Consider the following 26,319-nt stretch of genomic DNA (forward strand, 5'->3'; position numbering starts at 1 on the left):
CGCAGCCGGACTCGCCGACCAGGCCGAGGGTCTCGCCGGAGCGGATGTCGAAGGAGATGCCGTCGACCGCGCGCACGGTGCCGACGCGCCGCTTGAACACGGTGCCGACGGTCAGCGGGAAGTGCCGGTGCACGCCGTCGAGTTCGAGCACGGCCGGCCGCTGGCCGCGCGGCACCCGGGCCGAGGAGGGCTCGGGCAGCTGCGGCACCGGGAAGACCTCGGCGCGGGTGAGCGTCCCGGCGGCCAGCTCGCTGCGCCGGTGGCAGGCCGAGGGGTGGTTGTCCCCGGCGGCCGGCACCAGTTCCGGCTCCACGGTCGCGCAGGCCGACACCGCGACCGGGCAGCGTGGCCGGAACGGGCAGCCCGGCGGCAGATTGACCAGCGAGGGCGGGTTGCCCTCGATCGGCACCAGAGCGTGCTTGACGCCCTCGTCGACGCGCGGGATCGAGCCGAGCAGACCGATCGTGTAGGGCATCCGCGGGCTGTAGTAGAGCTCGTCCACGGTGCCGGTCTCCACCGGCTTGCCCGCGTACATCACCATCACCCGGTCGGCGAACCCCGCGACGACGCCCAGGTCGTGCGTGATCATCACGATCGCGGCGCCGGTGGCCTCCTTGGCCACCTTCAGCACGTCGAGGATCTGCGCCTGGATGGTCACGTCGAGCGCGGTGGTCGGCTCGTCGGCGATGATCACCTCGGGGTCGTTGGCGATGGCCATCGCGATCATCGCGCGCTGGCGCATGCCGCCGGAGAATTCGTGCGGGAAGGCGTCCACCCGGCGCTTCGGGTCCGGGATGCCGACCATGTCGAGCAGCTCGATCGCGCGGGCCCTGGCCGCTTCCTTCGAGATCTCGGTGTGGATCTGCAGCGCCTCGACGATCTGGGTGCCGATCGAGTAGACCGGGGTCAGCGCGGAGAGCGGGTCCTGGAAGACCATCGCCATCTGCCGGCCGCGGATCTTGGACATCGCGTCGTCGTCAAGGCCGAGCAGTTCGCGCCCGTCCAGCCGGATCGAGCCGTCGACCTTCGCGCTCTCCGGCAGCAGGCCGAGCACCGCCATCGCGGAGACCGACTTGCCGGAGCCGGACTCGCCGACGATGCCGAGCACCTCGCCGCGGCGCAGCCGGTAGCTGACCCCGCGCACCGCCTCGACCGTGCCGGTCTCGGAGGGGAAGAGGACGGACAGATCGCGCACGTCCAGCACCGCGTCGCCGGCCGCGGCCGGTCCGGTGGAGTCCTGATACACCTGGGTCACTGTGCGATCTCCACTACCGTCGTCTCGCCGGGCAGCGCCTCGTCGTCGGTCTGCTCCTTGCGCTTGGCCTTGGACTTGGCGCCCGAGGCGTTCGGGTCCAGCGCGTCGCGCAGCCCGTCGCCGATGAAGTTCACCGCGAGGATGGTCAGCACGAGAATTCCGGCGGGGAAGATGAACAGCCACGGATAGGTGTTCACATCGCCCTGGCCGGTGCCGATCAGCGTGCCGAGCGAGACGTCCGGCGGCTGGATGCCGAAGCCGAAGTAGGACAGGCCGGACTCGCCGAGGATCGTGCCGGCGACGCTGATGGTGGCGTCGATGATCAGCAGCGAGGCCATGTTCGGCAGGATGTGCCGCAGGATGATCCGCGGAGTCGAGACGCCCATGTACTTGGCGGCCAGCACGAACTCGCGGTTCTTCAGGCTCAGGGTGAGCGAGCGCACGATGCGCGCGGTGATCATCCAGGCGAAGGCGGCCAGCAGCACCACGAACAGCAGCCAGGTCTTGCCCTTGAAGGTCGGCGAGAGGATCGCCAGCAGCAGGAACGAGGGCATCACCAGCATCACGTCGATGAACCAGACCAGCACCCGGTCCACCCAGCCGCCGAGGTACCCGGCCACCGAGCCGATCAGCGCCGCGATCGCGGTGGTGAGCGGCCCGCCGATCAGGCCGATGACCAGCGACTTCTGCGCGCCGCGCATGGTCAGTACGAACATGTCCTGGCCGGTCTGCGTGGTGCCGAACCAGTGGGTCGCGGACGGGCCGGTCTGGAAGTTGTCGAAGTCGATGTCGGTCAGCTGCCAGTGCGTCAGATACGGCCCGAGGTAGGCGGCCAGGAAGAGCAGGACGATGACGATCAGCCCGAACAGAGCCAGCCGGTTGCGCACGAAGCGGCGGGCGATCAGCCAACCGCGGCCGCGACCGCCGGCGACCGGCATCAAAGCGGTCTCGTCGAGCTCCTTGGCGGCGTCGAGGGCGCTCACTGCCGGGGCTCCTCTCCGCGGGTCGTCATAGTTGTTTCACGCATTGCGGGCACTGATTCGTTCAGCGGGAACGCGCACTGCCCCGGGAGGAACGCAGACCGCGACATCAGGCACGCACCCTGGGGTCGAGCGCGGCGTAGGCGATCTCGGAGATCAATCCGGCGATCAGGACCAATCCGGCGACGAACAGGGAGACCGCGGCCACGGCGTTGGTGTCGTTGCCCTGAATCGAGGTCACCGCCCACTTCCCCATGCCGTTCCAGTCGAAGATGGTCTCGGTGAAGGTAGCGCCGGTGAAAAGCAGGACCGTGTTGTACACCAGCAGGGTCATGACCGGGATGATCGCGGTGCGCAGGCCGTGCTTGTAAATGGCCCGCCGGCGGGTCAGCCCCTTGGCCCGGGCGGTGCGCAGAAAATCGCTTCCCAAGACGTCCAGCATGGTGGAACGCTGGTACCTGCTGAGAATGGCGATCTCGCCCAGCACCAGCGTGATCGTCGGCAGTACCAGATGCTGGGCACGGCTGAGCATCTGCGGCCAGAACGCGGTGGTGGTCAGGTCGTACTCGTTGTCGTACTGGAAGAAGCTCGTCCCACTCGCGTTGTTGAACCAGATCGCCAGGGCCTTGAGCAGGATGGCGAGGGTGAAGACCGGAGTGGAGATGATCAGGAAGGAGGCCAGCGCCGAGAGGTGATCGCTGGCGCGATACTGGCGGACCGCGTTCCACGCGCCGACCAGCACGCCGCCGATCGCCCCGATGATCGTCGCGAACAGCAGCAGCCGGGTGGACACGCCGACGCGGCGGGCCAGGTCCTGGCCGACCGAGCCGCCCTGCACCTCGGTGCCGAAGTTGCCGTGCGCGAGATCGTCGAGCCAATGCCCGTAGCGGACGAAAACGTCGGTGTCCGGATTGAGATTCTTCTCGTCCAGCATCCGGGTGATCACCGCGGGTGGCGGCGTGGGGTGCTTGCCCTCGTAGTTCGACTTCGGATTGAGCGCGAGCGCGGCCAGAAGGTACGCGATCGACGCACCCACGAAGGTCAAAATCACATAATTGAGCAATCTGCGCAGCAGATATGCGCCCACGCGCCACTCCCTAGCCCTGCAACCGGCACCGGCGGGAGGCGCGCTCGCTCCGTTCTGGTACCGAGTTGTTCTCGGATCATTCGACGGCGCGACCTTGTGGGCCGGCACTGGGCATCGCGGGATGTGGGTCAACCGGGCGTCGCCGTCTGCTGACACAGCCTGACGGCGGCTGCCCGGTGCTGTCCAGAGCCTTCAGATCAAGAACTAATTACGTTAAGGCGCAGCAAAAGAAACGGAATTTCCGGCCCGTTACGCGTTCGGGCAGAACGCGTCAATAGGGACCTTGAGATATAGGGAAAACCCTCGGGCCGGACAGAAAACGCGAATTCACCCCCGGGTGTGACGCGCGCTGGGCCGGCCGAGCGCACGCCGCCCAGGATATGACGTCGCCTCAGGTATACGAACCGACCCGCTCGTCCGCCATCACCGGGAAGTGACAGGCCGCCAGCTGCGTGGCCGCGCCCCCGGACTTGACCTCCAGCGGCGGCTCGACGGTCGCGCAGATCTCCTGGGCCTTCCAGCAGCGGGTGCGGAACCGGCAGCCGGAGGGCGGGTTGATCGGCGAGGGCACGTCCCCGGTCAGCAGGATCCGCTCGCGGCCGGTGGCCTCCTTGCGCTCCGGGTCCGGGATCGGCACGGCGGACAGCAGCGCGTTCGTGTACGGATGCAGCGGGCGGCCGTACAGGTCGTCGCGCTCCGCGACCTCCACCACCTTGCCCAGATACATGACCGCGACCCGGTCCGAGATGTGCCGCACCACGGACAGGTCGTGCGCGATGAACACGTACGCGAGGCCGAGTTCCGCCTGCAGGTCCTCGAACAGGTTCACCACCTGCGCCTGGATCGACACGTCCAGCGCGGAGACCGGCTCGTCCGCCACGATCAGCTTCGGCCGCAGCGCGATCGCCCTGGCGATGCCGATGCGCTGGCGCTGGCCGCCGGAGAACTCGTGCGGGTACCGGTTGTAGTGCTCCGGGGAGAGGCCGACCAGCGAGAGCAGGTCCTGCACCGCGCGCTTGACGCCGTGCTCGGTCTTGACGCCCTGGATCTGGAACGGGGCGCCGATGATCGAGCCGACCGTCTGGCGGGGGTTGAGCGAGGACTGCGGGTCCTGGAACACCATCTGGATGTCGCGGCGCAGCGGCCGCAGCTCGCCGGGCTTGAGGTGCGTGATGTCCCGGCCCTCGAACACGACCTTGCCGCCGGTGGGCTCCAGCAGCCGGGTCAGCAGCCGGCCGGTGGTGGACTTGCCGCAGCCCGACTCGCCCACCAGGCCGAGCGTCTCGCCGGTGCGCACGGTCAGGTCGATCCCGTCGACCGCCTTGACCGCGCCGACGGTGCGCCGCAGCAGGCCGCGCCGGATCGGGAAGTGCTTCTCGAGTCCGGAGACTGACAACAGGTCTTCAGGCGTCGAGTCAGTGATAGTGCTCATAGATGCGGCCGGATTTCCTCGTTGAAGATCTGCTTGCGATCGGCGGACGGCATGTGACAGGCCACCAGGTGGCGCGAGTCGACCGGGCGCAGTTGCGGCACCTCGGACTCGCTGCGGCCGTGGTTGCGGGCGGCGAACGCGCAGCGGGGGTGGAACGGGCAGCCGGACGGCACGTTGATCAGCGACGGCGGGGTGCCGGGGATCGGCAGCAGCCGCTCCAGCACGGGGCGGTCGAGGCGCGGCATCGAGCCGAGCAGGCCCCAGGTGTACGGGTGCTCCGGCTCGGTGAACACCGTCTTGGCCGAGCCGTACTCCACCGCCTTGCCCGCGTACATGACCATGATGTCGTCGGCGAGCTCGGCCACCACGCCCAGGTCGTGCGTGATGATGATCAGCGCGCTGTTGAACTCCTGCTGCAGATCGCGCATCAGGTCGAGGATCTGCGCCTGCACCGTCACGTCCAGCGCCGTGGTCGGCTCGTCCGCGATCAGCAGCTTGGGGTCGCACACCAGCGCCATCGCGATCATCGCGCGCTGGCGCATACCGCCGGAGAACTGGTGCGGGTAGTCGTCCACCCGCGAGCTCGGCTGCGGAATGCCGACCCGGTCCAGCATCTCGATCGCCCGCTTGCGGGCCTGCGCCTTGGAGACCTTGTGGTGCACCCGGTAGGCCTCGGCGATCTGGTCGCCGACCTTGTAGTACGGGTGCAGCGAGGAGAGCGGGTCCTGGAAGACCATCGCCACCTTCTCGCCGCGCAGCTCCCGCAGCTCCGCCTGGTCGGCGTGCACGAGCTCCTGGCCGTCGAGCCAGATCTCGCCGGACATGATGGCCCCGCCGCGGCCGCGCTTGTTGGCGCGCTTGTGCAGGCCCATCAGCGAGAGCGAGGTGACCGACTTGCCGGAGCCGGACTCGCCCACGATGCCGAGGGTCTGCCCGCGCTCGAGCTTGAAGTTGATCCCGTCCACCGACTTGACCAGGCCGTCGTCGGTCTGGAAGTGCACCCGCAGGTCCCGCACGTCCAGGAACGCGGCCGGTCCCTCCAGGGTGGATTCGGAGATCGGAAAGTCCTGGTCCGTGGTCATCCCAGCCTCACTCGCGGGTCGAGCACTCCGTAGAGCAGGTCCACAATCAGGTTGGCGGCGACGATGAAGAAGCTCGCCATGAGCGTGACGCCCATGACCACCGGGATGTCCTGGCGCCCGATCGCGTCCACCGCGTCGAAGCCGATGCCGTGGAACCCGAAGATCTCCTCGGTGACCACCGCGCCACCGAGCAGGTAGCCGAAGTCGAGGCCGAACATGGTGATGATCGGCGTGTAGATGGCGCGCATGGCGTGCTTGCCGACCACGATCCGCTCGGGCAGGCCCTTGGACCGCGCGGTGCGCACATAGTCCTCGTTGAGCGTGTCGAGCATGGTGGACCTGGTGATCCGGGTGTAGGCGGCGGCCGAGATGAACGCCAGCACCGCGCACGGCCAGAAGATGTTCAGCGCCCAGTTCCAGGGGTCCTGGGTGAACGGCACGTACTGGATCTGGTTGATGAAGTGGAACTGGTACTGCACCAGCAGCGCGACCACGAGCGCGGTGAAGTTCACCGGCATCGAGATGCCGGCCAGGGCCACCACGATGATCGAGCGGTCGGCCAGGCGGCCCTTGTTCAGCGCCGCGATGACGCCGCCGAGCACGCCGAAGAACAGCCACAGCACCGCGGCGCCGATGGCGAGGGACAGGGTGACCGGGAAGTCGGCGATCAGCTTCGGCCACACCAGCTGGTTGGTGATGTACGAATAGCCGAAGCACGGGGCCGGGCAGCTGAGCGCCACCGAGCCGTTGCCGAAGGTGCGTCCGGCGAAGATGCCGGAGAAGTAGTCCCAGTACTGCACGACCAGCGGCTTGTTGAAGCCGAGCTTCTCGCCGATGGCGGCGATGGTGGCCGGGGTCTGGCTCTTGCCGGCGTAGGTCGCGGCGAGGTTCTCGCCGAACCACTGCGGCATCACATACGAGATGATAAAGGTAATGATACTTACGACGATGATGACCAGCGCGGCCTGGAACAGTCGTCTGACGATGTAAGCGAACACTGATATCGGCCGGTTCCGGCGTGGGGGTGGATCCCGGTCGGGGATCCACCCCCACGCCGCCCTACGCCTTCACCTGCTTCCAGTTCTGCTCGCGAAAGGAGGGTTTACCTTCCGGCCGTGGCCGGGCTCAGGATCCGGCGACGCCCAGCGCAGCCAGGTCGACCTCACCGTTGTAGGCGTTCGTGATGTAGTAGTTCGTCACGTTCTTGCCACGAGCCAGCAGCAGGGTGTCGAAGCCGTAGGGGATGTACACGGCGTCGGACATGACCTGCGCGTCGATCTTGGCGCCCAGCGTCGCGTTCTGCGACGGGTCGGTGTTGGCCTTCATCTGGTCCAGCAGACCGTTGACCACCGTGTCGTTCAGACGGCCGTAGTTCGAGCCGCTGTTGGTCGCCGAGAGCAGGCGGCCGTCGGCGATCTGCGAGAAGAACGCGAACGGGGAGGGCCAGTCCGGACCCCAGCCGGCCGCGGCCAGCCCGTAGCCCTTGCTCTTCATGACCTGCGGACGCTGCAGGTTCTGGCTGTAGTACTTCGAGCCCTCGACCTGGGTGATCTGGGTGGTGATGCCCACGCGAGCCAGCGCGTTCTGCAGCGCGGTGGCGAAGCCCGGGCCCTTGCCCTTGTTCACGGTGATGATGCCGGTGGAGAAGCCGTTGGGCTGGCCGCAGGCCTGCAGCTCCTGCTTGGCCATGGTCACATCGCCCTTGGAGTCCGGGCCCGTCGGGTACGGGTTGGCGTCCGTGTGGCCCTGCACGCCCGGAGGCAGCATCGTGTTGGCGATCTTGGCGCCGGCGATCTCGCCGCCACGCGCGTTGACCAGGTCGACCTTGTTCAGCGCGTAGGCCACGGCCTTGCGGCAGTGGATGTTGTTGAACGGCGCGACGTCCTGGTCGATGCTGACGTACCGGGTGGCGTTGGCCGGCGGGTTGTCCGTGTACTTCTTCTTCGCCGGGTTGCTCAGCACGGTGGCGACGTCAGCGGTCTGCAGACCACCGCCGTCGTACTCCGCGTCAACGCTGCCGGCCAGAATCGCCTGGTCGAGCTGGGTCGGGTCCCAGTCGGTCTTGACCGTGATCTTGTCCGGCAGGGCCGGGTCGACCGGGTCGCTGGCCGCGGACCAGTTCGGGTTGCGGGTCAGCTCGATGTCCTTGCCCGCGACGTACGAGGCGATCTGGTACGGGCCGCTGGAGACCACGTGCGTGTTGTAGTTCAGGCCGCCGGTCGCCGCGTTCTGGTCCACGTCGATCGGGACCGGAGCGGTCTGCGGCAGGGTCAGCACGTACGGGAACTCGCCGTACTTGCCGGTCAGGTGGAAGATCAGCGTGGTGTCGTCCGGGGTGTCGACGCCCGTCAGACCCAGGTGGTCGGCCGCCTTGTCCTTGTACGGACCCGGGTAGGTGCCGTCGGTCAGCAGCGAGGAGAAGTACTCCGGGCCGGCCGGGTTGACCGAGTCGATCGCGTAGGAGCGCTCGATGGCGTACTTGACTTCCTTGGAGGTGATCGGCTCTCCGTTGGAGAACTTCAGGCCCGAGCGGATCTTCACGGTCCAGGTCAGGCCGTCCGGCGAGGCGGTCGGAGCGGCCGCGGCCAGGCCGGGCACCAGCTGCGTCGACTGCGAGCCGGGCGCGCCGATCTTGTAGGTCATCAGCGTGCGCGCGTAGTACCGGGAGAAGTTCCAGGAGTACGCGTAGTACTGGTTGACCGGGTCCACCGAGTCAAGGTCCTGGGAGCCGCCGAGAACGAGCGTACCGCCCTTGTGCGTGGACGGGTTGACCACGCCGGTGACACCGTAATTGAACTTGATCGTGTCGGCAGGGTTGGCGGAACCGCCGCTGCTGCCGCCCTTGCTGCTACTGCACGCGGTAGCGACCGACGCGACCAGCGCGGCCGCCGCGGCCGCCGCGGCGATCTTGGTTGTACGCTGCATTCCGTGAATGCCCCTTTCAGGACTGCGCAACGGAGGGGTGTTCTGTTGAAAAACCGGAGCGGGCGCTTCTAGCGGCCGGCCCGGGGGTCTAGGGCGTCGCGCAGGCCGTCTCCGAAGAGGTTGAAGGCGAGCACGGTGAGGAACACGGCCAGGCCGGGGACGAGCATGAAGGTCGGGTCGACCTGGTAGAAGTCCACGGCCGTGGAAAGCATCTGCCCCCAGGAGGCGTTCGGCGGCGGGGTGCCGACGCCCAAGAAGGAGAGGTAGGCCTCGAGCACGATGTTCGCCGGGATCGCCAGCGAGGTGTACACCAGGATCGGGCTGGCCAGGTTGGGCAGGATCTCGCGGAAGATGATCCGGCTCGGGCGCGCGCCCAGCACGCGGGCGGCGTCGACGAACTCGCGGTCCCGCAGCGAGAGCACCAGGCCTCGGATGAGCCGGGCCTGATACGCCCAGCTGAAGATGCCGATGACGGCGATCATGACCACCAGGTGCACGCCGTAGGCGCCGAGGCCGAAGGCCTGGCTGGGGATGATCGAGCCGATGGCGATCAGGAAGATCAGGATCGGGAAGGCCAGGAACACGTCGGTGATCCGGGAGAGGATCCCGTCGGTCCAGCCGCCGAAGTAGCCGGCCACGGAGCCGATGACGATGCCGAAGACCATCTGCAGCGCGGTCGCGGCCAGCGCCACGATGAGGCTGGGCCGCACGCCGACGACGATGCGGGCGAACAGGTCGCGGCCGTTGACCGGCTCGAGGCCGAAGGGGTGGGCGAGGCTCATCCCGCCACGCGAGCCGTAGGGCAGCAGGGAACCCGGGTCGACCAGGTTGCCGTTGAACTGGTTGGGGTCGAGGCCCATCGCGTGGTTGATGACATCCGCGAAGATGGCCAGCAGGATCAGCAGCACGATGAACGCGCCGCTGGCCATGGCGACCTTGTCGCGCTTGAGCCGGTCCCAGGCGATACGGCCTAGGGATCGGCCCTCGATCGGGTTTCCCGGGGTCGCCGGTATACCCACTTCGGCGGCTTCGTCGGCCGCCGTGTTCGGCACAGTCATCGTGGTATGACGTCCTCGTCGTTCGCGGTGGAACCCGTCGGGACCAGGTTTTGGTGGTGAGCGGTACGCGGATCCTACGTGCTTACCCCGAGCCTGCCGGACCGGGGTGGTACTGCAAGCCACATTCATCGGATGTGATCCGATTGTGCGACATGATGGGACAAATCCCGTAATCGGGGTGGGCGACGGCCAAATTACGCAGGCCAGGGCACCCGGAGCGACGGATTCTGCGGTCCGCGCCGTCCCTGATCGCGGGAATTCCTACCATGCCCCGTCTGGGAGAACAATCCTCGGCGTTGCTTCCCGGCGGAACACCCGTGCGGCAATGTGTGTCCGAACTGTGATGGAACCCGTACCTCTCCGAGTTCCAAGGCGGTTGTTGTCTTGATCATCCCATACTCGCTGTATGTGGTTGTTCATGCAGTCGTGACAACAGCTTCAGCCGCGTGGACCAACGTCCGAGCACATCGTGGCCGAATCGTTGTCAGACGCGAGCCGCTCGGTCACCCGAGGAGCCCAGCTCCGGGCGGGTTACGCTGGTGAGCCGTGATCAGTTCTCCCGTGGACGCGCCGGATTCCCATCACCCGTTCGAGGCCGCAGTACGGCCGGATGGCGTCAACCCGTTTTCGGCGGCGGCACCCGAAACGAGTACTGCTCATGAATCGGGCGCCGGGCGCGAATCAGGGGCCGTCGCCGAATCCCGCGGCGCCGCGCAATCCGGAACCGTACGGGAATCCGCGACGGTTGCGAGCCCTGCGAAGACCGGCGAATCCGCGGGTGCTCCGGACGCGGTTTGGGACGTGGCGGTGGTCGGCGCCGGCCCGGCGGGAGCGAGCGCCGCTCGGGAGGCGGCCCGGGCCGGGGCGCGGGTGGTGCTGCTTGAGCGCGCGGCCTTCCCGCGGTACAAGACCTGCGGCGGCGGGCTGATCGGCCTGTCTCGCGAGGCGCTGCCCGAGGGCTTCGAACTGCCGGTACGGCAGTGGATCGACGCCATCACCTTCACCCAGCAGGGGCGCCGGGAGCGCACCAAGCGCGACCGGGACGGCGGCATGCTGGCGCTGGTCAACCGGACCGATTTCGACCACGCGCTGGTCAAGGCCGCGGTCGAGGCCGGAGCCGAACTGCGCGAGGGCGCCGTGGTGACCGGCATCGAACAAGCCGAGGCGACCGGAAAGGGCCCGAAAGACAGAGAGCCGCGGCTGCCGGACGGCACCGTACTGCTGATGCTCGCGGACGGCTCCCGGGTGCGCGCCCGCGCGGTAGTCGGCGCGGACGGTTCGGCCAGCCGGGTGGCGCGCCACGTCGGCGTGACCTGCCGTCAGGTGGACCTGGGCCTGGAGGCGGAGATCCCGGTGCCGCCGGAGGTGGCGGCGCGCTGGGCCGGACGGGTGCTGATCGACTGGGGTCCGGTGCGTGGTTCGTACGGCTGGGTCTTCCCCAAGGGCGACGCGCTGACGGTCGGCGTCATCGCGGCGCGCGGCGGAGGCGAGGAGACGCGCGCGTATTACCGCGACTTCGTCGAGCAGCTGGGCCTGGCCGAATTCCCGGCGGCCCAGGACTCCGGGCATCTGACGCGGTGCCGCACCGCGGACTCGCCGCTGTCGCGCGGCCGAGTGCTGGTGGCCGGCGACGCGGCCGGCCTGCTGGATCCGTGGACGCGCGAAGGCATCTCCTATGCGCTGCGCTCGGGGCGGCTGGCCGGACAGGCCGCGGCCCGGATGGCCACCGGCCCGCAGCCGGCCGGTGAGAGCGGTGTCGAGCAGGCTGCCGCCGAGTACCGCGACCGGATCGAGACGCTGCTCGGCACCGAGATGGCGGCCGGGGAGCGGCTGCTCGCGGCGTTCGAGAAACGTCCCGGCTTCTTCCACGCGGCGGTCACCACGTTGCCGGTCGCCTGGCGCGCGTTCGCAGAGGTCTGCCACGGCCGCACCACCTTTGCCGAACTGCTGCGCTCCCGGGCCGCGCAGGCGGCGCTGCGGGCCATCTCCTGAGTCTGGCCCGGTCCCGGGGGCCACCCTGCCGATACCGGCGGCCTCTTGGCACACTATGAGTACGAGGTCTGTGACGCTCGGCCGGTTCGAGCGGTCGCCTTCCTCGTCGTCATGCCGAGCAACCCGGATCGATTGGTGGATCGGTCATGCCATCGCGTTCAACCGCCGACGCCGAGCCGCACTTCCCTGCCTCCGCGCCCGCACGCGAGCTGGCCGGCCGGTGCGAGCCGCTGGTCGACGCGTTCGTGCAGCGCATGGCTGCGGAGTGGGCCGTCCAGCTGCCCGACTATCCGACGCTGCGCAGCGTCGACGTCGCCGAAGCCGCGCGACTGGCCGTACTGACCTTCCTCAGGCGCGTTCAGGGTGCCGAGGCCGCGGTGCAAAACACCAGGGCGGTGTTCCGGCGGCGCGCCGCGCACCGGGCAGAAGAGGGCATGCCGCTGCCGATCCTGCTGCGCACGTACACGATTTCCGCGCGCGTGGTGTTCGAAGAACTCTGCCGCACCGCGCGCCCCGAGGAGACGGCCGCGCTGCCGGAGCTGGCCCGGTTGCTGCTCGCCACCCAGGACGAGGCGATCGACCAGGTCGCGCAGGCTTATCAGGAGGAGCTCGAGCTGCTCGGATCGGCGCGCCGGGACCGCCGCCGCGAGCTGGTGCGCGACCTGGTCGCGGGCGTGGCTCCCGAGGATCCGGCGGCGGTTGAGGAGTTCGGCCTCGCGAAGGGTGCGATCGTGCTGGCGCTGGGGCTCAGCCGTGACGAGAAGGGATCCGGCGCCGAGTCGCTGCCGGTAGAACAGGCCGAGGTGAAGCAGGCCGCGGTGCATCGGCGGCTGCATCGGCTGCACGAGGCCGTCGACGTGTACTTCGGCGCGCCGATCCCCGCGCTGTTGGAGGGAAGCGGCGGCCACGTGCTCGTGCCGCGATCTACCGGCGACGCCGCGACCAGCGCGACGGCGCCGACGATCTCTGACGAACTCGTCCGCCGCCTCGCCGAGGCCTGGGGAAGCGGGATATGGATCGCGATGGCGGCCACGGAGCAGCCTGAGCAGATACCCTCCGCCGCGCGCACCGCGGGCGAGATCCTGCGGCTGGTGCGCGGGCTCGGCCGCCCGCCGGGGATCTACACGCTGGAAGACGTGCTGCTGGAGTATCACCTGACCCGGCCCAACGAGAGTTCCGGCCGGCTCAGCACCCTGCTTGACCCGCTGGCCGACCGGCCCGATCTGCTGCACACGGTCCGGGTGTACCTGGAGGAGGGGTATGACCGGCGGCGCACCGCGGGCCGTCTCGGACTGCACCCGAACACCGTGGACAACCGGTTGGCCAGGGTGACCGAACTCACCGGGCTCAATCCGGCGACGCCGCGCGGCGTCGCGCTGCTTCTTACCGCACTCGCGCTGCACGACCTGCGCTGACCACGCTCTCGGCAGGATTCCCGCAGGACCGCGGCGTGGCCTCCTGACGCGCCGCTGCGCGGTCACGCGGTTGCGGCAGAAATCGGACTCGGGCAGGTTGGACGAGTGACCATGGACGAGAACGCGCCGCACGACGCGGCCGAAGCACCGAAGAGCGCATCCAGCGCCGACGCCGCCGGCGCGCACGTAGCCCGCACGGCCGCCCGGCTGGGCGAATATGGGTTCTTCTTCGATTTCGACGGGACGCTCTCGCCGATCCAGCAGGACCCTGAGTCGGTGCAGCCGGTCCCCGGCGGGGTCGCCGCGCTCGCCGCGCTCGCCGCGAACGCCCGCGTGACCGCCATCGTCTCCGCCCGACCGGTCGCCTTCCTCGCCGGGCGCTTCGGCGGTGTGCCAGGCCTGCGTCTGAACGGCCTCTACGGCCTCGAATACTCGCCGGACGGCGGCGCGACCGTCACCACGGTGCCGGAAGCCGAGCCGTACGCGCCGGTGATCGCGCGCGTCGTCGCCGAGGCCCGCGAAGCGTTCCCCGGCGCGCTGATCGAGGACAAGCGGCTGTCCTGCGCGCTGCACTTCCGCACCGACCCCGCGCTCGAACCGGGCATCGAGTCCTGGGCCGCCCTGCACGCCGAGGCGTACGGTCTGCGGCTTCAGCACGGCCGGATGGTCGTGGAGCTCAAGCCTCCGCTGGACACCGACAAGGGCGCGGTCGTGCTGCGCGAGGCCGCCGGCCTGGCCGGAGCCTGGTATTTCGGGGACGATCTCGGCGACCTGCCCGCTTTCGCCGCCCTGGACAAGCTCGCCGCCGAGCAGCCCGGATTCCACGCGGTGCGGGTGGCGGTCGGCACGGCGGAAGGCCGCGGCGCGGCGCTGGCCGAGCACGCGGATGTGCTGCTGGATGGGCCGGAATCGGTGCCCACGCTGCTTGATTCGTTCCATTGCGGCTGACATGACGCAGGGGCACCGTGAGAAACTGTCCCGGTGAAGGAGCAACCCCGCATGCGCCCCGTGCCGCTGCTGTATGAGCCGGCCGCCGAGGAGCCGCAGGACAACCGGTTCTTCGGGCTGGACGACATAACCGACGCCGCGGAGTTGCTTGAGCGCGCCACCGACCTGCACTCGGCGTTCCGCGCGGCCGCCGACCGGGCCGGCGCGTATCAGGCCATCGCCGCGGCGGAGCTGACCGACCCGCGCCGCTTCGACCGCATCACCTATCCCGAACTGGCCGAGCGGATCGGGGTGACCCCGGCCGTCGCCGAGACCATGGCCGAACGCGGCCGGCAGATCCTCAAGGGCGAGGACGACGAACACGGCAGGTACTGAGATCCAAGACCCGGGCTAACGGCGTCTCACGGTAGGGTCGGTCGGCGAACGGCCCGCGGATCGAACCGCGATCCGAAAGTACCGAGCCCCCGGATACAGGAGTGGTGAGCCGGCCTTGACCGCCGTCGCGAGTACCCCAGCAGCCGTCGGAGGCGAGGCCGCGCCGAACGACGGGCTCGAGGCCCCGCCCCGCCGCTGGCCGCACGTGCTCGGCGTCGGCGCGATCGTCTCGCTGTACACGGCGCTGTACTCGACTTATCTGCTCATCCTGCACACGACGCTGCAGGACGGGCTCGCCGACGTCGGCGAGTACGACCAGGCCATCTCGGGCTACGCGCACTTCATGGGGCCGCACTCCCCCTTCGTCGGGCTGCACGGCGCGGGCGACGCCGGAAAGCTGCAGCTGGCCGACCACTTCACCCCGCTGCTCGCGCTGATGTCCCCCTTCTACTGGATCCACGACGGCCCCGAGACGATGCTGATCGAGACCGCGGTGCTGACCGCGCTGCCGATCATCCCGCTGTGGCTGTTCGTGCGGCGCGCGGTGCGCAACTCGGGGCGCTTCGGCTCGCTGGCGGCGAACCTGTCCGCGTACCTGGTCGTGATCGGTTACGGGGTGACCTGGCCGCTGCAGATGGCGCTGTGGTTCGAGTTCCACGAGGTCTTCCTGGAACTGCCGATCCTGATGTGGATGATCGAGCGGGCGCAGGCCGGGCGGCTGCGACAGGCCGCGCTGATCAGCCTGCTGCTGCTCGGGGTCAAGGACGACATGGGCTTCGTCGTGGCGATCTTCGGGCTCTACCTCGCCACGAAGGACGCGACGGTGCGGGACTGGGCGCGCTGGCTGCCGCGGGCGCTGCGGCGGCCGCGGCTGGTGCTGGACACGGTCCGGCGGCGCGACCGGGCCTGGTTCCTCGCCCTCGTGCCGGTCGGGCTCGGCATGGTCTGGCTGGTGGCGCAGGTGCTGCTGCCGGCGGCCGGCGGCAGCCCGAACCGGGACTTCACCTACACCGAGTTCGGCCCGACCCAGTCGGCGGCGATGCACGCGATGCTGGCCGACCCGGGGAACACGTTCGCGACGCTGTTCAACTCGCACTACAAGACGCAGACGCTAGAGATGCTGCTGTGGCCGGTGCTCGGGCTGTGTCTGCTCTCCCCGCTGAGCCTGATGGCCGCGCCCCTGTTGATGGAGCGGTTCCTGTCGGTCAATCAGCTGTACTGGGTGATGCCGTACCACTACAACGCGTTCCTAGTGCCGATCATCTTCTGCGCGGGCGTCGACGGGGCGCTGCGGCTCTCCCGCTGGCTGACCTCCGCCCGGCTGAGCGCTCGGGTCGCGAGGCACGGGCAGCCTTTCCGCAGCGCGCTGATGACGGCGTTCGCGATGTACGTCGCCATATACGCGTGGTCGACGTTCGACCGCTACCCGATGCACCACATGACGCAGGCGTCGTTCTGGGACGTCTCGAATCCGAGCGTGGTAGCCGCGAAGCAGGCCGCGTCGAAGATCCCGGACAACGCGTACGTCGCGTCGGCGACGCAGGTCGGCCCGCAGCTGCTCAGCCGGGACAAGGTCGTGATGTGGGGTCCGCCCGGCGACCGGAACTATCCGGCGCCGCCATGGGTGCTCGCGGACGTGAAGCGGACCTCCTATCCGTTCAAGGACGTGGCGGCGCAGCAGGCAGAGGTGCAGCGGCTTGAGTCGACCGGCTACCGGGTCGTCTTCCAGAGCGACGGCTGGTTGGTGCTGCACGACGCGGCGCTCGGCTGAGCGGGGCTTGGTCGACCTGGTCGACTCGGCTGAGCCGACCGCGGGACCCGAAAGAGCGTCAGAGCCCGGTCGGTCCTCGCGCGGACTGACCGGGCTCTGACGTCGACTGACCGAAGGCGCACCGGAGGCGGCCCGCTCCACCGTGCGGGGCCGCCTCGTTGCTAGACCACCTGGTGCAGCCAGCGCACCGGTGCTCCGTCACCGGCGCAGCGGAAGGGTTCGAGCTCGTCGTCCCAGGGCTTGCCGAGCAGGTTCTGCAGCTCGGCCTCCAGATCGCCGCCGCGCCCGGCGCGCAGCATCGCGGCGCGCAGCCGGTCCTCGGAGATCATGATGTCGCCGTGCACTCCGGTCACGGCGTGGAACACCCCGAGGTCCGGTGTGGAGGAGTAGCGCTCGCCCTCGGCGCCGACCGAGGGTTCCTCGGTCACCTCGAAGCGCAGCAGCTGCCAACCGCGCAGCGCGGAGGCAAGCCTGGTCGCGGTGCCGGGCTCCGCGGTCCACGGCAGCTCGGCACGCCAGGTCGACGGCGCGGCGGGCTGCCGCGCCCAGTCCAGGCTCACGCGCACGCCCAGGACTCCCGCGACCGCCCACTCGACGTGCGGGCACAGCGCGCGGGGCGCGGAGTGGATGTACAGGACTCCACGAGTAGGCACGGCGGTGTCTCCTTCGGTCGGCGATCGGTGGACGAGGTGCGCCTTCCCCAGCGGCCTTGTCCCGTAGCTGCCGACCCAGCGATCCGTCGCTGTGTCGCCTTCGCGAGTCGTACTTGTCTGTATATTCACTTATCAGGCCAACGCAACCACACAACCGGGCCAATCTCGCGATCGGTCCGTGCGGATGCACGAGGCGTCCGCAACTGCTGTGCAGAATGTTCCCCACAAACGAGCCACCCTCACCTCGCGATGAGGCGAAGTTCTGTGGCTCGCATTGGCCGCCGTCAGCCTATCGCGAAACGGCGATCAACGCGTGGAACAAGTTCCGCACCCGGGAGGACGGACCCGCTTCGACCGGTGCCATGTGGCCCGGCACCTGGCCGATCACGTACCGTCGTCCCGCCCCGAGACCTTATTGGAAGCATCCGGGGCCTGTCAGGAGCCCGTACGGGTGACAATCTGACGAAGGATCACCGGAGCGGACCGATCAGCGGCTCAGCCGGTCGTCCCATCCTCGGGCCTTGTCACCCGGACGCTGGTCAAGACGCTGTCGCGGGTTAGTTCGGCTGGGCTATCGGCTCTGTCGCCGCGTCACTTCCGCACCGCCCGCGGACGCCAGCGGCCTCGGTCAGCTCTTGCCCATGGTGCCGACCAGTGCCCAAACGGAGCAGCAGACGCCGGCGGCGAGCAGCGCGGCGCACAGCCAGCGGCTGCGTCTCGCCAGCGCGGCGCGGCGCAGGATCTTGCGTTCCACCGCATAGAGGAACGACAGCTCCTGCGCGAGCCAGGCCTCGACGTCCGAGGCTGGCGGGCGTCCGTGGCGATCCATCAGCTATCCGCCCTTTCTGCTCCGCTGGTCTGCGCAACCGCGGCGGGCGAACCGGCCGGCGGCGGCACACACCGGTCTAAAAGCCGGTCGCCGGGAGGTTTCGGGCGAGAGCCCCGATCCACCCGGCATTGCGACTTTCTCCCAGACCAGCCGCGTGAACAAGACCTCCACGCAAGCGTTACTTAGCCGTGACATTAGTCGGATGTGCATTCCATCGCACACAACGAGGTCGCGGCCGGGCTCAAGCGCCACGATGGCTGCCAGGCCGATTGGCCATCCGGCAGGTTGGCTAGCGGTGTTCGGCGCGCGGCGGAGTGCGCTCGATCGTGAGCAGGGCCTCCGGCGCATGGTCCACCTGAAGCGTGGTGTGCTTGATCCCGTACTGCTCGCGCAGCAACTCCTGCAGCCGGCCGCGTACCGCATGGCAGTCCTGTCCTGGGACCACGAGGACGTGGGCGGAAAGGGCCGCGAAGCCCGAGGTGATGGTCCAGATGTGCAGGTCATGCACCTCGGAGACCTGCGGGTCCGCGGCCATCGCACCGCCGACCGCGGTCGGGTCGAGGCCGGCCGGGGCGCCTTCAAGGAAGATCCGCCACGAGTCGCGCACCAGCCGGTATCCGGCCCGCGCCATCAGGGCGGCGACGAAGAGCGAGGCGATCGCGTCGGCGCGGTCGAAACCGGTGGTCAGCACCACGATCCCGGACACGGCGGTGGCGAGGAACGCCCAGGCGTCGCTCAGGATGTGCTGGAACGCGCCCTCGACGTTCAGGCTCGTCCGGTTGGCCCGGCTGATGAGCAGCGCCGCCGCGGCGTTGATCGCGATGCCGACGAGCGCGGTGGCGGTGACCGGTCCGCCGGCCACGTTCGGCGGCTCGATCAGCCGGCGCACCGCCTCGTAGGTGAAGACGACCACGAGCACGAGCAGCGTGATCCCGTTCGCCTGCGCGGAGAGGATCTCGGCGCGGCGCAGCCCGTAGGTCCACGGCCCGCTGGCCGGGCGCGCCGCCAGCCGCATCGCGAACAGCGCGAGGCCGAGCGAGGCGGCGTCGGTGAGCATGTGGCCGGCGTCGGAGACCAGGGCGAGGGAGCGGGAGGCGAGGCCGACGGCGATCTCCGCGGCCATGAAGGCGAGGATCAGGCCGAGCGCGGCGGTCAGATAGCGGCGGTCGGAATCCGCCGAGACCGCCGCGCCGTGGTCGTGCTCGTGGCCGTGTCCCTGCTCACTCATGGTGCCAGCATAGCCGGTAAAACAGCATATTGAGATATGACAATGACAACGGTTGTCGACGTCGGTAGCGCTGCCGGGATCAGCTGAGCTGCGGCGCTACCTGGGCAGCGATGAGCTCCAGGTGGTCGAGGTCGGACATGTCCTGGATCTGGAGATAGACGCGGGTCACGCCCGCCTGCGCGAAACGGCCCAGGGTGTCGACCACCTGGGCCGGCGAGCCGACGTAGCCGTTGGTCCGCAACCAGTCGAGGGAGACTCCGCTGGCCTCGGCCCGGCGCGCCACCTCGGCGTCGTCCTTGCCGACCACGGTGGTGCTGGCGATCGACAGGACGATCGAACCCGGGTCGCGGCCCAGCTCGCCCGCCGCGGCGCGCACCCGCTCGAACCCCCCGACCGTCTCCTCGAAGGTCCGGAAGCCGACGTTGAACTCGTCGGCGTACTGCGCGGCCAGCCGCGGAGTGCGCTTGGGGCCGCCGCCGCCCACGATGATCGGCGGGTGCGGCCGCTGCGCCGGCTTGGGCAGCGCGGGCGAGTTCTCCAGCTGGTACGCCTTGCCCTGGAAGGAGTAGGTCTCGCCCTCCGGGGTGTCCCACAGCCCGGTGACGATGGCGAGCTGCTCCTCGAGCAGGTCGAAGCGCTTGTCAGGGAACGGAATGCCGTACGCGGTGTGCTCGTCGGCGAACCAGCCGGTGCCGAGGCCGAGCTCGGCCCGGCCGCCGGACATCTGGTCCACCTGCGCGACCTGGATCGCCAGCGGTCCCGGCAGCCGGAAGGTCGCCGGGGACACCAGCGTGCCCAGCCGGATGCGGGAGGTCTCGCGGGCCAGGCCGGCCAGCGTGATCCAGGCGTCGGTCGGTCCGGGCAGCCCGGAGACCTCGCCCATCTTCAGGTAATGGTCCGAGCGGAAGAAGGCGTCGAAGCCCAGGTCCTCGGCCGCCCTGGCGACGGCGAGCTGCGTGTCGTAGGAAGCGCCCTGCTGGGGTTCGGTGAAGATGCGCAGTTGCATGGCCCCATCCTGGCACCGCGATCACCGCGACGGCGGCGTCGGGTACGGACCGGCGCCATGCGAGAGCCTTTACCAACGATTTTCCCGGGCCGCCTTGCCCCGCTGTGCTCCGATCATTAGCGTCGTGATCACGGTAGCGCTACCGGATCATCCACTCGGCCGCCCCGCCGCCCCCCACCCACCGGGGCGAACGCGTACGGCGGCCGTACCCACACGCCCGCGATCGCGGGCTGCACCAAGGAGATCCGTCCGTGTTCCACCGCGCTATCCGTTCCATAGGCACCGCGGCGCTCGCTGTCACGCCGCTCGCCCTGCCCGCCGCCGCACCTGCCGCTGTCGCGGCCCCGCTGCTGAACGCGCCCATGCAGCACGCGCACGGCAGCCAGCCGCTCTTCCTGCACACCCACGGCACCAACGCCACCACCACCAGCACCAACTGGGCCGGTTACGCCGCGCACGGCTCGACGTACACCAGCGTCTCAGCGTCGTGGGTGCAGCCCTCGGTGAACTGCTCCGCGGGCGACGGCTACTCCAGCTTCTGGGTCGGCCTCGACGGCTACTCGTCCAACTCGGTCGAGCAGACCGGCACCGAGGCGGACTGCTCCGGCGGCACCGCGTACTACTCGTCCTGGTACGAGATGTACCCGGCCTATCCGGTCAACTACCGCAACACCGTGCGCCCCGGCGACCACTTCACCGCCACGGTCTCCTACCTGGGCTCGAACCGGTACCAGCTGGTGCTCAAGAACAGCACCGAGGGCTGGACCAAGACCACCACCAAGACCCAGAGCGGCCTGTCCCGCGCCTCGGCCGAGATCATCGCGGAGGCGCCCTACAGCGGTGGCGTGCTCCCGCTGGCCGACTTCGGCAAGGTGAACTTCACCGGCTCGACGGTCAACGGTTCCGCGCTGGGCAGCACGAGCTACGACAGCATCGACATCGTGGACTCGTCCGGAACCACTCAGGCGAGCACCTCGTCCTTGTCCGGAGGGACCTCGTTCTCGATCACCTGGAAGTCGCTGGACTGACGACGGGTTCCGCCGTCGCGTTCGCCCGGCCCCGCCACGGCCGGGCGGACGCGGCGGCGCGTGAACCGGAGTTCGCGTCCCACGCCCCTCGTCCGCCAGGATGGAGGGGACGAATCGGGCATCGAAGGGACGCGAGCGGCGGATGGCAGCGAGCACAGCGGAGCGCTCGACCGGCCGAAAGGGCCCCCTGCAGGCCGCAGCCGACGGCAAAGGGCTGATGAGCGGCAGGCTACGCAAGCCGTCCATGACTTACGCGGTCTGGTATCTGCGTATCGCCGCCTGGCTGAATCTGCTCGGCGCGATCTTCGTGTCCTTCGGCAACACGGTCCGCCAGCACAACTCGGGCGACTACTTCACGCCCTACACGATGACCGCGGGGTACTCCTCGGCGGCCTTCACCGCGTTCCTGGCCATCACGCTGGGCCGCCGCAAGCGCGCCGCGTGGATCTTCAACCTGATCCTGCTGACGCCGACCGCCGCGCTGTACATCTACGCACTGTGCTTCCCGGAGTTCCGCGCTCACCTATTCAACTGGTTCTCCACCGTGGTCACCACGTTGCTGTGGCTGGCGCTGCTGTTCGGCCGCCGCGAGTTCTACGCGAAGGGCGACCGGAACAATCCGAAGCTCGCCGCCGCCGTGCTGCTCGGCGGCGGCGCGGTCGCGGTGTCCATCGGCGTGCTGCTGGTCAGCGCCTTCGGCACGATTGGCCGGTCCACGGTGGCCGACCGGATCGGCTTCACGCTGGCCCGGGTGGCCACGCTCGCCGGGGACGACGAGGCGCCGGACGGCCTGGTCGTACCGCACTGGATCGGCATCATCATCAACCTGATGAGCTTGGCCCTGTTCCTGCTGGTGCTGTACGCGCTGTTCCGCTCCCCGCGCGGCCGCTGGCTGCACTCGCCTGAGGATGAGGAGCGGTTGCGCGCACTGCTGGACAAGCACGGCGATCGCGACTCGCTCGGGTACTTCGCGCTGCGCCGCGACAAGGCGGTCGTCTTCTCCCCTACGGGCAAGGCCGCGATCGCGTACCGCGTCGTCGGCGGCGTATCGCTGGCGTCCGGTGACCCTCTCGGCGATCCGGAAGCGTGGCCCGGTGCTATCGACTCATGGCTCAACGAGGCGTATCAGCACGCGTGGACGCCCGCGGTGGCCGGGGCGAGCGAGGAAGGCGGGACGATCTTCCAGCGGCACGGCCTGACCGCACTTGAGCTCGGCGACGAGGCGGTGGTCGAGGTCGCGGACTTCACCCTCGAAGGCCGCGCGATGCGTGTCGTGCGGCAGGCGTATAACCGGGTCAAGCGCGGCGGCTACACGGTACGTATTCGACGACACGAGGACATCGAGCCCGATGAGTTCGCGGCGCTGATCAAGGCTGCGGACCAGTGGCGGTACGGAGCGAGCGAACGCGGCTTCTCCATGGCGCTCGGCCGGTTGGGCGATCCCGCGGACGGACGCTGCGTCATGGTCGAGTGCCACGACTTCGAGGGCCGGCTGTGCGCGCTGCTGTCCTTTGTGCCGTGGGGGAAGAACGGCCTGTCGTTGGACCTCATGCGCCGGGACAAGGCCTCGGACAACGGCGTGATCGAGTACATGGTGATCGAGCTGATCCTGCGAGCCGGCGAGGTCGGCGTGGAGCGGATGTCGCTGAATTTCGCCATGTTCCGCGCGGTCTTCGAGCGCGGCTCGCGGCTGGGCGCCGGGCCGGTGCTGCGACTGTGGCGGGCCGTGCTGCTGTTCTTCTCACGCTGGTGGCAGATCGAGTCCCTCTATCGGGCGAACGCAAAGTATCGTCCGATTTGGGAGCCACGATTCGTGCTCTACCGCCGGTCGTCGGACCTGCCGCGCATCGGCGTCGCTTACGCGTATGCCGAGGGGTTCCTCGAGTTGCCGTCGCTGTCGCCACGTAAGCGACGGCCGCTGCCGTAACGCACGGCAGCGTCGTCTAACGCGCCACGCGTCCGGCACGCGACGCGCGCCCCTCTCCCCTGGAGTCAAACCAGGATCCACCCTGGCCCAACCCGCGGGTTGATCCCACGGCGCGCCCCGCGGCCTAGGTTCGAGCCGTACCTGAACAGCACTCGGACCATCGACAGCCAAGCGGGGAGTGGAAGCGGAAATGAGCTCGGGATTCACCATCGTCCAGGCGCTGATCGTCGTCGCGGTGCTCGTGCTGGTCGTCGGCCGCAGGTTCACACCGCGCCCGATCGATGGCGACCGGCGCCGCTGGCGGCTTCCGATCGTCCTGGCCGTCATCGGCGTGGTCAACCTGGTGCAGCTGGGCCACCGGACCCCGCCGGTCAAACTGACCGGCACCGACCTGGCGTTCCTGATCGCCGGCGGCCTGATCTCGGTGGTGCTCGGTGCGCTACGCGGGTTCACCGTCCGCATCTACACCCGGGACGGCCAACTCGTGCAGCGGTACTCAGTGCTCACCGCGGCCCTGTGGATCGCGACGATCGCCGTGCGGCTCGGTATGGATCTGGGCGCACCGTCGCTCGGCGTCGCGAAGGCCGTGGCCTCGGCCAGCCTGCTGCTGATGTTCGGGGTCTCGCTGCTCGGCGAGTCGCTGGCGGTCACCGCGCGGCTCGGCAATTTCGCGACACGGGCGGCCTGAGCGGGGCCGGCGATGCTCTTCGCTGATCAGCCTGCGGGTAATACCGTGTGCGACGTGATCGACTGGCCCGCGAGATGGTCGACGGAGCACCGGGCGGTGCCGTCGAAGTATCGCAAGTTACCCACCCAGTTGGTCGCGCTCGGGTTCGTGACCTGGGGTGTGGCGACTCAGCGTAATCACGCGCACGCCCTCGGGCCGCTCGGCGCGATCCTGCTCGGCATCTGCTGCGCGTCCTGGATCGTCTGGTCCGCGGGACTCTACCTGGCGCCCCGGCGGATCGGGGAGCGGGCCGTGATCGCCTCGGTCGTGGTGCTCGGGTTGGCCGGGGCGGTGCTCGCCGGCCTCGACATGCCGTCGTGGGCGGTCAGCTTCCCCGCCGCCGCCTCGCTGTCCATGGCGATCCGCTTCGGGTTGCGCACCTCGCTGGCCGCGGTCTTCGGCTTCGGCGCGACGATCGTGGTGACCGGCGCGCTGGCCCGGTCTGACCTCGGGACCGGGGTGGCGTATGTCTTCTCGATGTTCGGCTTCTTCGGTCTCGGCCTCGGGCGGCGCGCGCAGGCGCAGCGCGCCGCGACGTCCGAGCAGTTGCTGGCTGAGACGCGGCGCGCCAACGCCGAGCAGGCGCACGCGGCCGCCCTCGCCGAACGCAGCCGAATCGCCCGCGAGATCCACGACGTGCTCGCGCACTCGCTCTCCGCGCTGACAGTCCAGCTAGAGGCCGCGGACGCCCTGCTTACCAGCGGTACGAATCCGGATAAGGCGCACAACTACGTGATTACCGCGCGCCGCATCGCACGTGAGGGCCTGACAGAAACCCGCCGAGCAATCGCCGCGCTGCGCGAGGACACGCCTCCTTTGCGCAGCCTGTTGCGTGGACTGGCCGATACATACGAGTCGGATACCGGTGCCACGGTCACCGTCATCGCAGACTGCGATCCCACCAACCTGCAGCCTGACGCATCGCTCGCGCTGTACCGCACCGCGCAGGAATCGCTGACGAACGCCCGCAAGCACGCTCCGGGTGCAGCGATCGAACTCGCCCTCGACTGCTCCGAAGCGGCGACCGAGCTGACCGTAACCAACGCCGCCGCGACCGCGCCGGTTACCACCCTCGCCTCCTCCGGCGGCGGGTACGGCCTCGCCGGACTGAAGGAGCGGGCCGAACTGGCCGGCGGCACGCTCGTGGCCGGGCCGTGCGGCGATGGTTGGCGCGTCAGCCTGCGTATCCCGGCGCGTCCCGCACAGCCCTAACCTTGAGGAGTGAACTCTGCTGGCCCGGCGAACCCCGGTTCCGACAAAGCCCCGGTCCGCGTCCTGGTCGCCGACGACCAGGCCGCAGTACGCGACGGATTGGTGACGCTGCTCGATCTGGATCCGCAGATCACCGTGGTGGCCGAGGCCGCGGACGGCAAACAGGCGCTCGACGCCGTCGCCGCCGCCGACCCCGACGTGGCGCTGATGGACCTGCACATGCCGGGTATGGACGGCATCGAGGCGACAGCGCAGATCACCGCTCACCACCCGCGCACGAGGGTCGTCGTGCTGACCACCTATGCCGACGACGCCTCGATTCACGGCGCGCTCCAAGCCGGAGCCCTCGGCTACCTGACCAAGGACTCCGGCCGCGAGGACATCGCGCGTGCCGTCATCGCGGCGGCCGCAGGTCAGTCCGTACTCGACGGCGAGATCCAGCGCAGGCTCGTATCAGCGGCGACCGCTGCTCGCCCAACCCCGGTGCCTGAAGCCGCTTCGCCGGCTCCGGACAATCTGACGGTGCGTGAGGTGGAGGTACTGCGGCTGATAGCGGCCGGCCGCTCAAACGCACAGATCGCTGCGGAACTGTACGTGTCCGAGGCGACAGTGAAGACGCATATCAACCATCTGTTCGCGAAAGCCGGCGTGCGAGACCGCGCCCAAGCTGTGCGTTACGCGTACCGGAACGGTCTAGTCGGCTGAGCCACGGCCTGTCGCCGCCGGTCGGTGGCGGTGTCCGGCGCGCTGCTCGCCGCTAGAGCGAGTGGCAGTAGGAGTCGGCTGCGTTCCCGTCCGCGATGAGCTTGTTCTCAGCGATCACCATCTGGCTCATGTCCCCGGTGGTCTTGGCGTTCATCACGGCGACGGACAACGCCTCGACATCGCCGGCCACCAGGTCGATCCTCGTGCGCACGTCCGCGCTTCCGGCCTTGTCCGCCGCGTTGGCGAGCGTGGTGTGTATCGAGTCGAGCTCAGCGGCCAGCACGGCCAAGTCCCCGCCAGGGGAGGCCTGCAGGGCGCGCAGCCGATCGGCCGCGGAATTCGAGTCGCGGCAGCCCGCGTCCAGCAGCGGAGCGGTAGACACCACGTAAGCCTCCACCCCGCCGAACACCACCGCTAGCACGATGCCGATCACCGCGGCTATTCGTCCTGCACCCATGCGCGAGCGTGACCGTTTGTACCCGATCGCTGAGAGCACGAGCCCCAGCGGCGGGACGAACGAGAGGATCGCGCCGACGAGCGCCACAGGGTTCGCCTGCTTGGCCGGTGCATCCGAGCGGTCATCGCTGCCGGCGTGGTCTGCCGGAGCCGTCTCGAACAGCGACATAGCTTCGTTCGAGTCATTCGCCATAGGTGATGTGCCCTTGCGTGATCGTGTCGCGCTTT

At 69.1% G+C, this 26,319-nt stretch carries 23 protein-coding genes; 10 read left to right on the forward strand and 13 right to left on the reverse strand.

The window, feature by feature from the left end; all coding sequences use genetic code 11:
- The 8 genes from VFA06_RS13615 to VFA06_RS13650 all read right to left on the reverse strand — a co-directional run.
- Nucleotides 1-1,246 (reverse strand): ABC transporter ATP-binding protein (locus VFA06_RS13615; RefSeq protein WP_414639890.1); only part of this gene is annotated, 1,246 nt, incomplete at its 3' end.
- A gap of 5 nt (nucleotides 1,247-1,251) precedes the next feature.
- Nucleotides 1,252-2,193: an ABC transporter permease gene (locus VFA06_RS13620; protein WP_349260174.1), complete on the reverse strand. Its 942-nt coding sequence runs from the start codon at nucleotides 2,191-2,193 to the stop codon at nucleotides 1,252-1,254.
- 151 nt (nucleotides 2,194-2,344) lie between these two features.
- Nucleotides 2,345-3,322 carry an ABC transporter permease gene (locus VFA06_RS13625; RefSeq protein ID WP_324840906.1) on the reverse strand — a complete coding sequence of 326 codons (978 nt, stop codon included), beginning with the start codon at nucleotides 3,320-3,322 and terminating at the stop codon, nucleotides 2,345-2,347.
- Between the two features lie 391 nt (nucleotides 3,323-3,713).
- Nucleotides 3,714-4,754 (reverse strand): dipeptide ABC transporter ATP-binding protein, encoded by a 1,041-nt coding sequence (locus VFA06_RS13630; protein WP_324840907.1) that lies wholly within the window; start codon nucleotides 4,752-4,754, stop codon nucleotides 3,714-3,716.
- Nucleotides 4,751-5,836 carry an ABC transporter ATP-binding protein gene (locus VFA06_RS13635; protein WP_324840908.1) on the reverse strand — a complete coding sequence of 362 codons (1,086 nt, stop codon included), beginning with the start codon at nucleotides 5,834-5,836 and terminating at the stop codon, nucleotides 4,751-4,753. Before VFA06_RS13635 ends, VFA06_RS13630 begins: the two co-directional genes overlap by 4 nt.
- Complete coding sequence (locus VFA06_RS13640) at nucleotides 5,833-6,834, reverse strand: ABC transporter permease (RefSeq protein ID WP_324840909.1); 1,002 nt, start codon at nucleotides 6,832-6,834, stop codon at nucleotides 5,833-5,835. The genes VFA06_RS13635 and VFA06_RS13640 overlap by 4 nt, the downstream gene beginning before the upstream one ends.
- 127 nt (nucleotides 6,835-6,961) lie before the next feature.
- Entirely contained in the window at nucleotides 6,962-8,761 is a 1,800-nt protein-coding gene (locus VFA06_RS13645) for an ABC transporter substrate-binding protein (RefSeq protein WP_324840910.1), read from the reverse strand.
- A gap of 68 nt (nucleotides 8,762-8,829) precedes the next feature.
- Entirely contained in the window at nucleotides 8,830-9,819 is a 990-nt protein-coding gene (locus tag VFA06_RS13650) for an ABC transporter permease (protein WP_324840911.1), read from the reverse strand.
- Between the two features lie 801 nt (nucleotides 9,820-10,620).
- Between VFA06_RS13650 and VFA06_RS13655 the strand changes: the two genes are divergently transcribed.
- The 5 genes from VFA06_RS13655 to VFA06_RS13675 all read left to right on the forward strand — a co-directional run bounded on the left by VFA06_RS13655 (nucleotide 10,621) and on the right by VFA06_RS13675 (nucleotide 16,320).
- On the forward strand, nucleotides 10,621-11,811 hold the full coding sequence (locus VFA06_RS13655) for a geranylgeranyl reductase family protein (protein WP_349260175.1): 1,191 nt from the start codon (nucleotides 10,621-10,623) through the stop codon (nucleotides 11,809-11,811).
- Between the two features lie 146 nt (nucleotides 11,812-11,957).
- Nucleotides 11,958-13,226 carry a helix-turn-helix domain-containing protein gene (locus VFA06_RS13660; RefSeq protein ID WP_324840913.1) on the forward strand — a complete coding sequence of 423 codons (1,269 nt, stop codon included), beginning with the start codon at nucleotides 11,958-11,960 and terminating at the stop codon, nucleotides 13,224-13,226.
- A 111-nt stretch (nucleotides 13,227-13,337) separates the two neighbouring features.
- On the forward strand, nucleotides 13,338-14,174 hold the full coding sequence (otsB, locus tag VFA06_RS13665; protein ID WP_324840914.1) for a trehalose-phosphatase: 837 nt from the start codon (nucleotides 13,338-13,340) through the stop codon (nucleotides 14,172-14,174).
- 51 nt (nucleotides 14,175-14,225) lie between these two features.
- Entirely contained in the window at nucleotides 14,226-14,549 is a 324-nt protein-coding gene (locus VFA06_RS13670; protein ID WP_324840915.1) for a hypothetical protein, read from the forward strand.
- Nucleotides 14,550-14,664: 115 nt separating this feature from the next.
- Complete coding sequence (locus tag VFA06_RS13675) at nucleotides 14,665-16,320, forward strand: DUF2079 domain-containing protein (protein ID WP_324840916.1); 1,656 nt, start codon at nucleotides 14,665-14,667, stop codon at nucleotides 16,318-16,320.
- Between the two features lie 161 nt (nucleotides 16,321-16,481).
- Here VFA06_RS13675 and VFA06_RS13680 read toward each other — a convergent pair whose 3' ends face one another.
- From VFA06_RS13680 to VFA06_RS13695, 4 genes are all read right to left on the reverse strand, one after another.
- A complete protein-coding gene (locus VFA06_RS13680; RefSeq protein ID WP_324840917.1) occupies nucleotides 16,482-16,973 on the reverse strand; it encodes a DUF3145 domain-containing protein in 492 nt (163 codons plus the stop codon).
- A 628-nt stretch (nucleotides 16,974-17,601) separates the two neighbouring features.
- Complete coding sequence (locus VFA06_RS13685) at nucleotides 17,602-17,802, reverse strand: hypothetical protein (RefSeq protein ID WP_324840918.1); 201 nt, start codon at nucleotides 17,800-17,802, stop codon at nucleotides 17,602-17,604.
- 289 nt (nucleotides 17,803-18,091) lie between these two features.
- On the reverse strand, nucleotides 18,092-19,030 hold the full coding sequence (locus VFA06_RS13690; protein WP_324840919.1) for a cation diffusion facilitator family transporter: 939 nt from the start codon (nucleotides 19,028-19,030) through the stop codon (nucleotides 18,092-18,094).
- 79 nt (nucleotides 19,031-19,109) lie between these two features.
- Nucleotides 19,110-20,036 (reverse strand): LLM class F420-dependent oxidoreductase, encoded by a 927-nt coding sequence (locus VFA06_RS13695; RefSeq protein WP_324840920.1) that lies wholly within the window; start codon nucleotides 20,034-20,036, stop codon nucleotides 19,110-19,112.
- A gap of 251 nt (nucleotides 20,037-20,287) precedes the next feature.
- Between VFA06_RS13695 and VFA06_RS13700 the strand changes: the two genes are divergently transcribed.
- The 5 genes from VFA06_RS13700 (at nucleotide 20,288) to VFA06_RS13720 (ending at nucleotide 25,635) form a co-directional block, all read left to right on the forward strand.
- Nucleotides 20,288-21,064, forward strand: a complete 777-nt coding sequence (locus tag VFA06_RS13700) for a G1 family glutamic endopeptidase (RefSeq protein WP_324840921.1) — start codon at nucleotides 20,288-20,290, stop codon at nucleotides 21,062-21,064.
- Nucleotides 21,065-21,206: 142 nt separating this feature from the next.
- A complete protein-coding gene (locus VFA06_RS13705) occupies nucleotides 21,207-22,991 on the forward strand; it encodes a phosphatidylglycerol lysyltransferase domain-containing protein (protein WP_324840922.1) in 1,785 nt (594 codons plus the stop codon).
- A 190-nt stretch (nucleotides 22,992-23,181) separates the two neighbouring features.
- Nucleotides 23,182-23,679: a hypothetical protein gene (locus VFA06_RS13710; protein ID WP_324840923.1), complete on the forward strand. Its 498-nt coding sequence runs from the start codon at nucleotides 23,182-23,184 to the stop codon at nucleotides 23,677-23,679.
- A 54-nt stretch (nucleotides 23,680-23,733) separates the two neighbouring features.
- Nucleotides 23,734-24,930 (forward strand): sensor histidine kinase, encoded by a 1,197-nt coding sequence (locus tag VFA06_RS13715; protein WP_324840924.1) that lies wholly within the window; start codon nucleotides 23,734-23,736, stop codon nucleotides 24,928-24,930.
- 9 nt (nucleotides 24,931-24,939) lie between these two features.
- On the forward strand, nucleotides 24,940-25,635 hold the full coding sequence (locus VFA06_RS13720; protein WP_324840925.1) for a response regulator transcription factor: 696 nt from the start codon (nucleotides 24,940-24,942) through the stop codon (nucleotides 25,633-25,635).
- 52 nt (nucleotides 25,636-25,687) lie between these two features.
- On the opposite strand, the gene VFA06_RS13725 is transcribed toward VFA06_RS13720, so the two are convergent.
- Nucleotides 25,688-26,260, reverse strand: coding sequence for a hypothetical protein (locus VFA06_RS13725; RefSeq protein ID WP_324840926.1), 573 nt, complete (start codon nucleotides 26,258-26,260; stop codon nucleotides 25,688-25,690).
- Nucleotides 26,261-26,319: the final 59 nt, after the last annotated feature.

The sequence above is a fragment of the Actinocrinis sp. genome (genome assembly GCF_035653575.1).
Lineage (GTDB): Bacteria > Actinomycetota > Actinomycetes > Streptomycetales > Catenulisporaceae > Actinocrinis.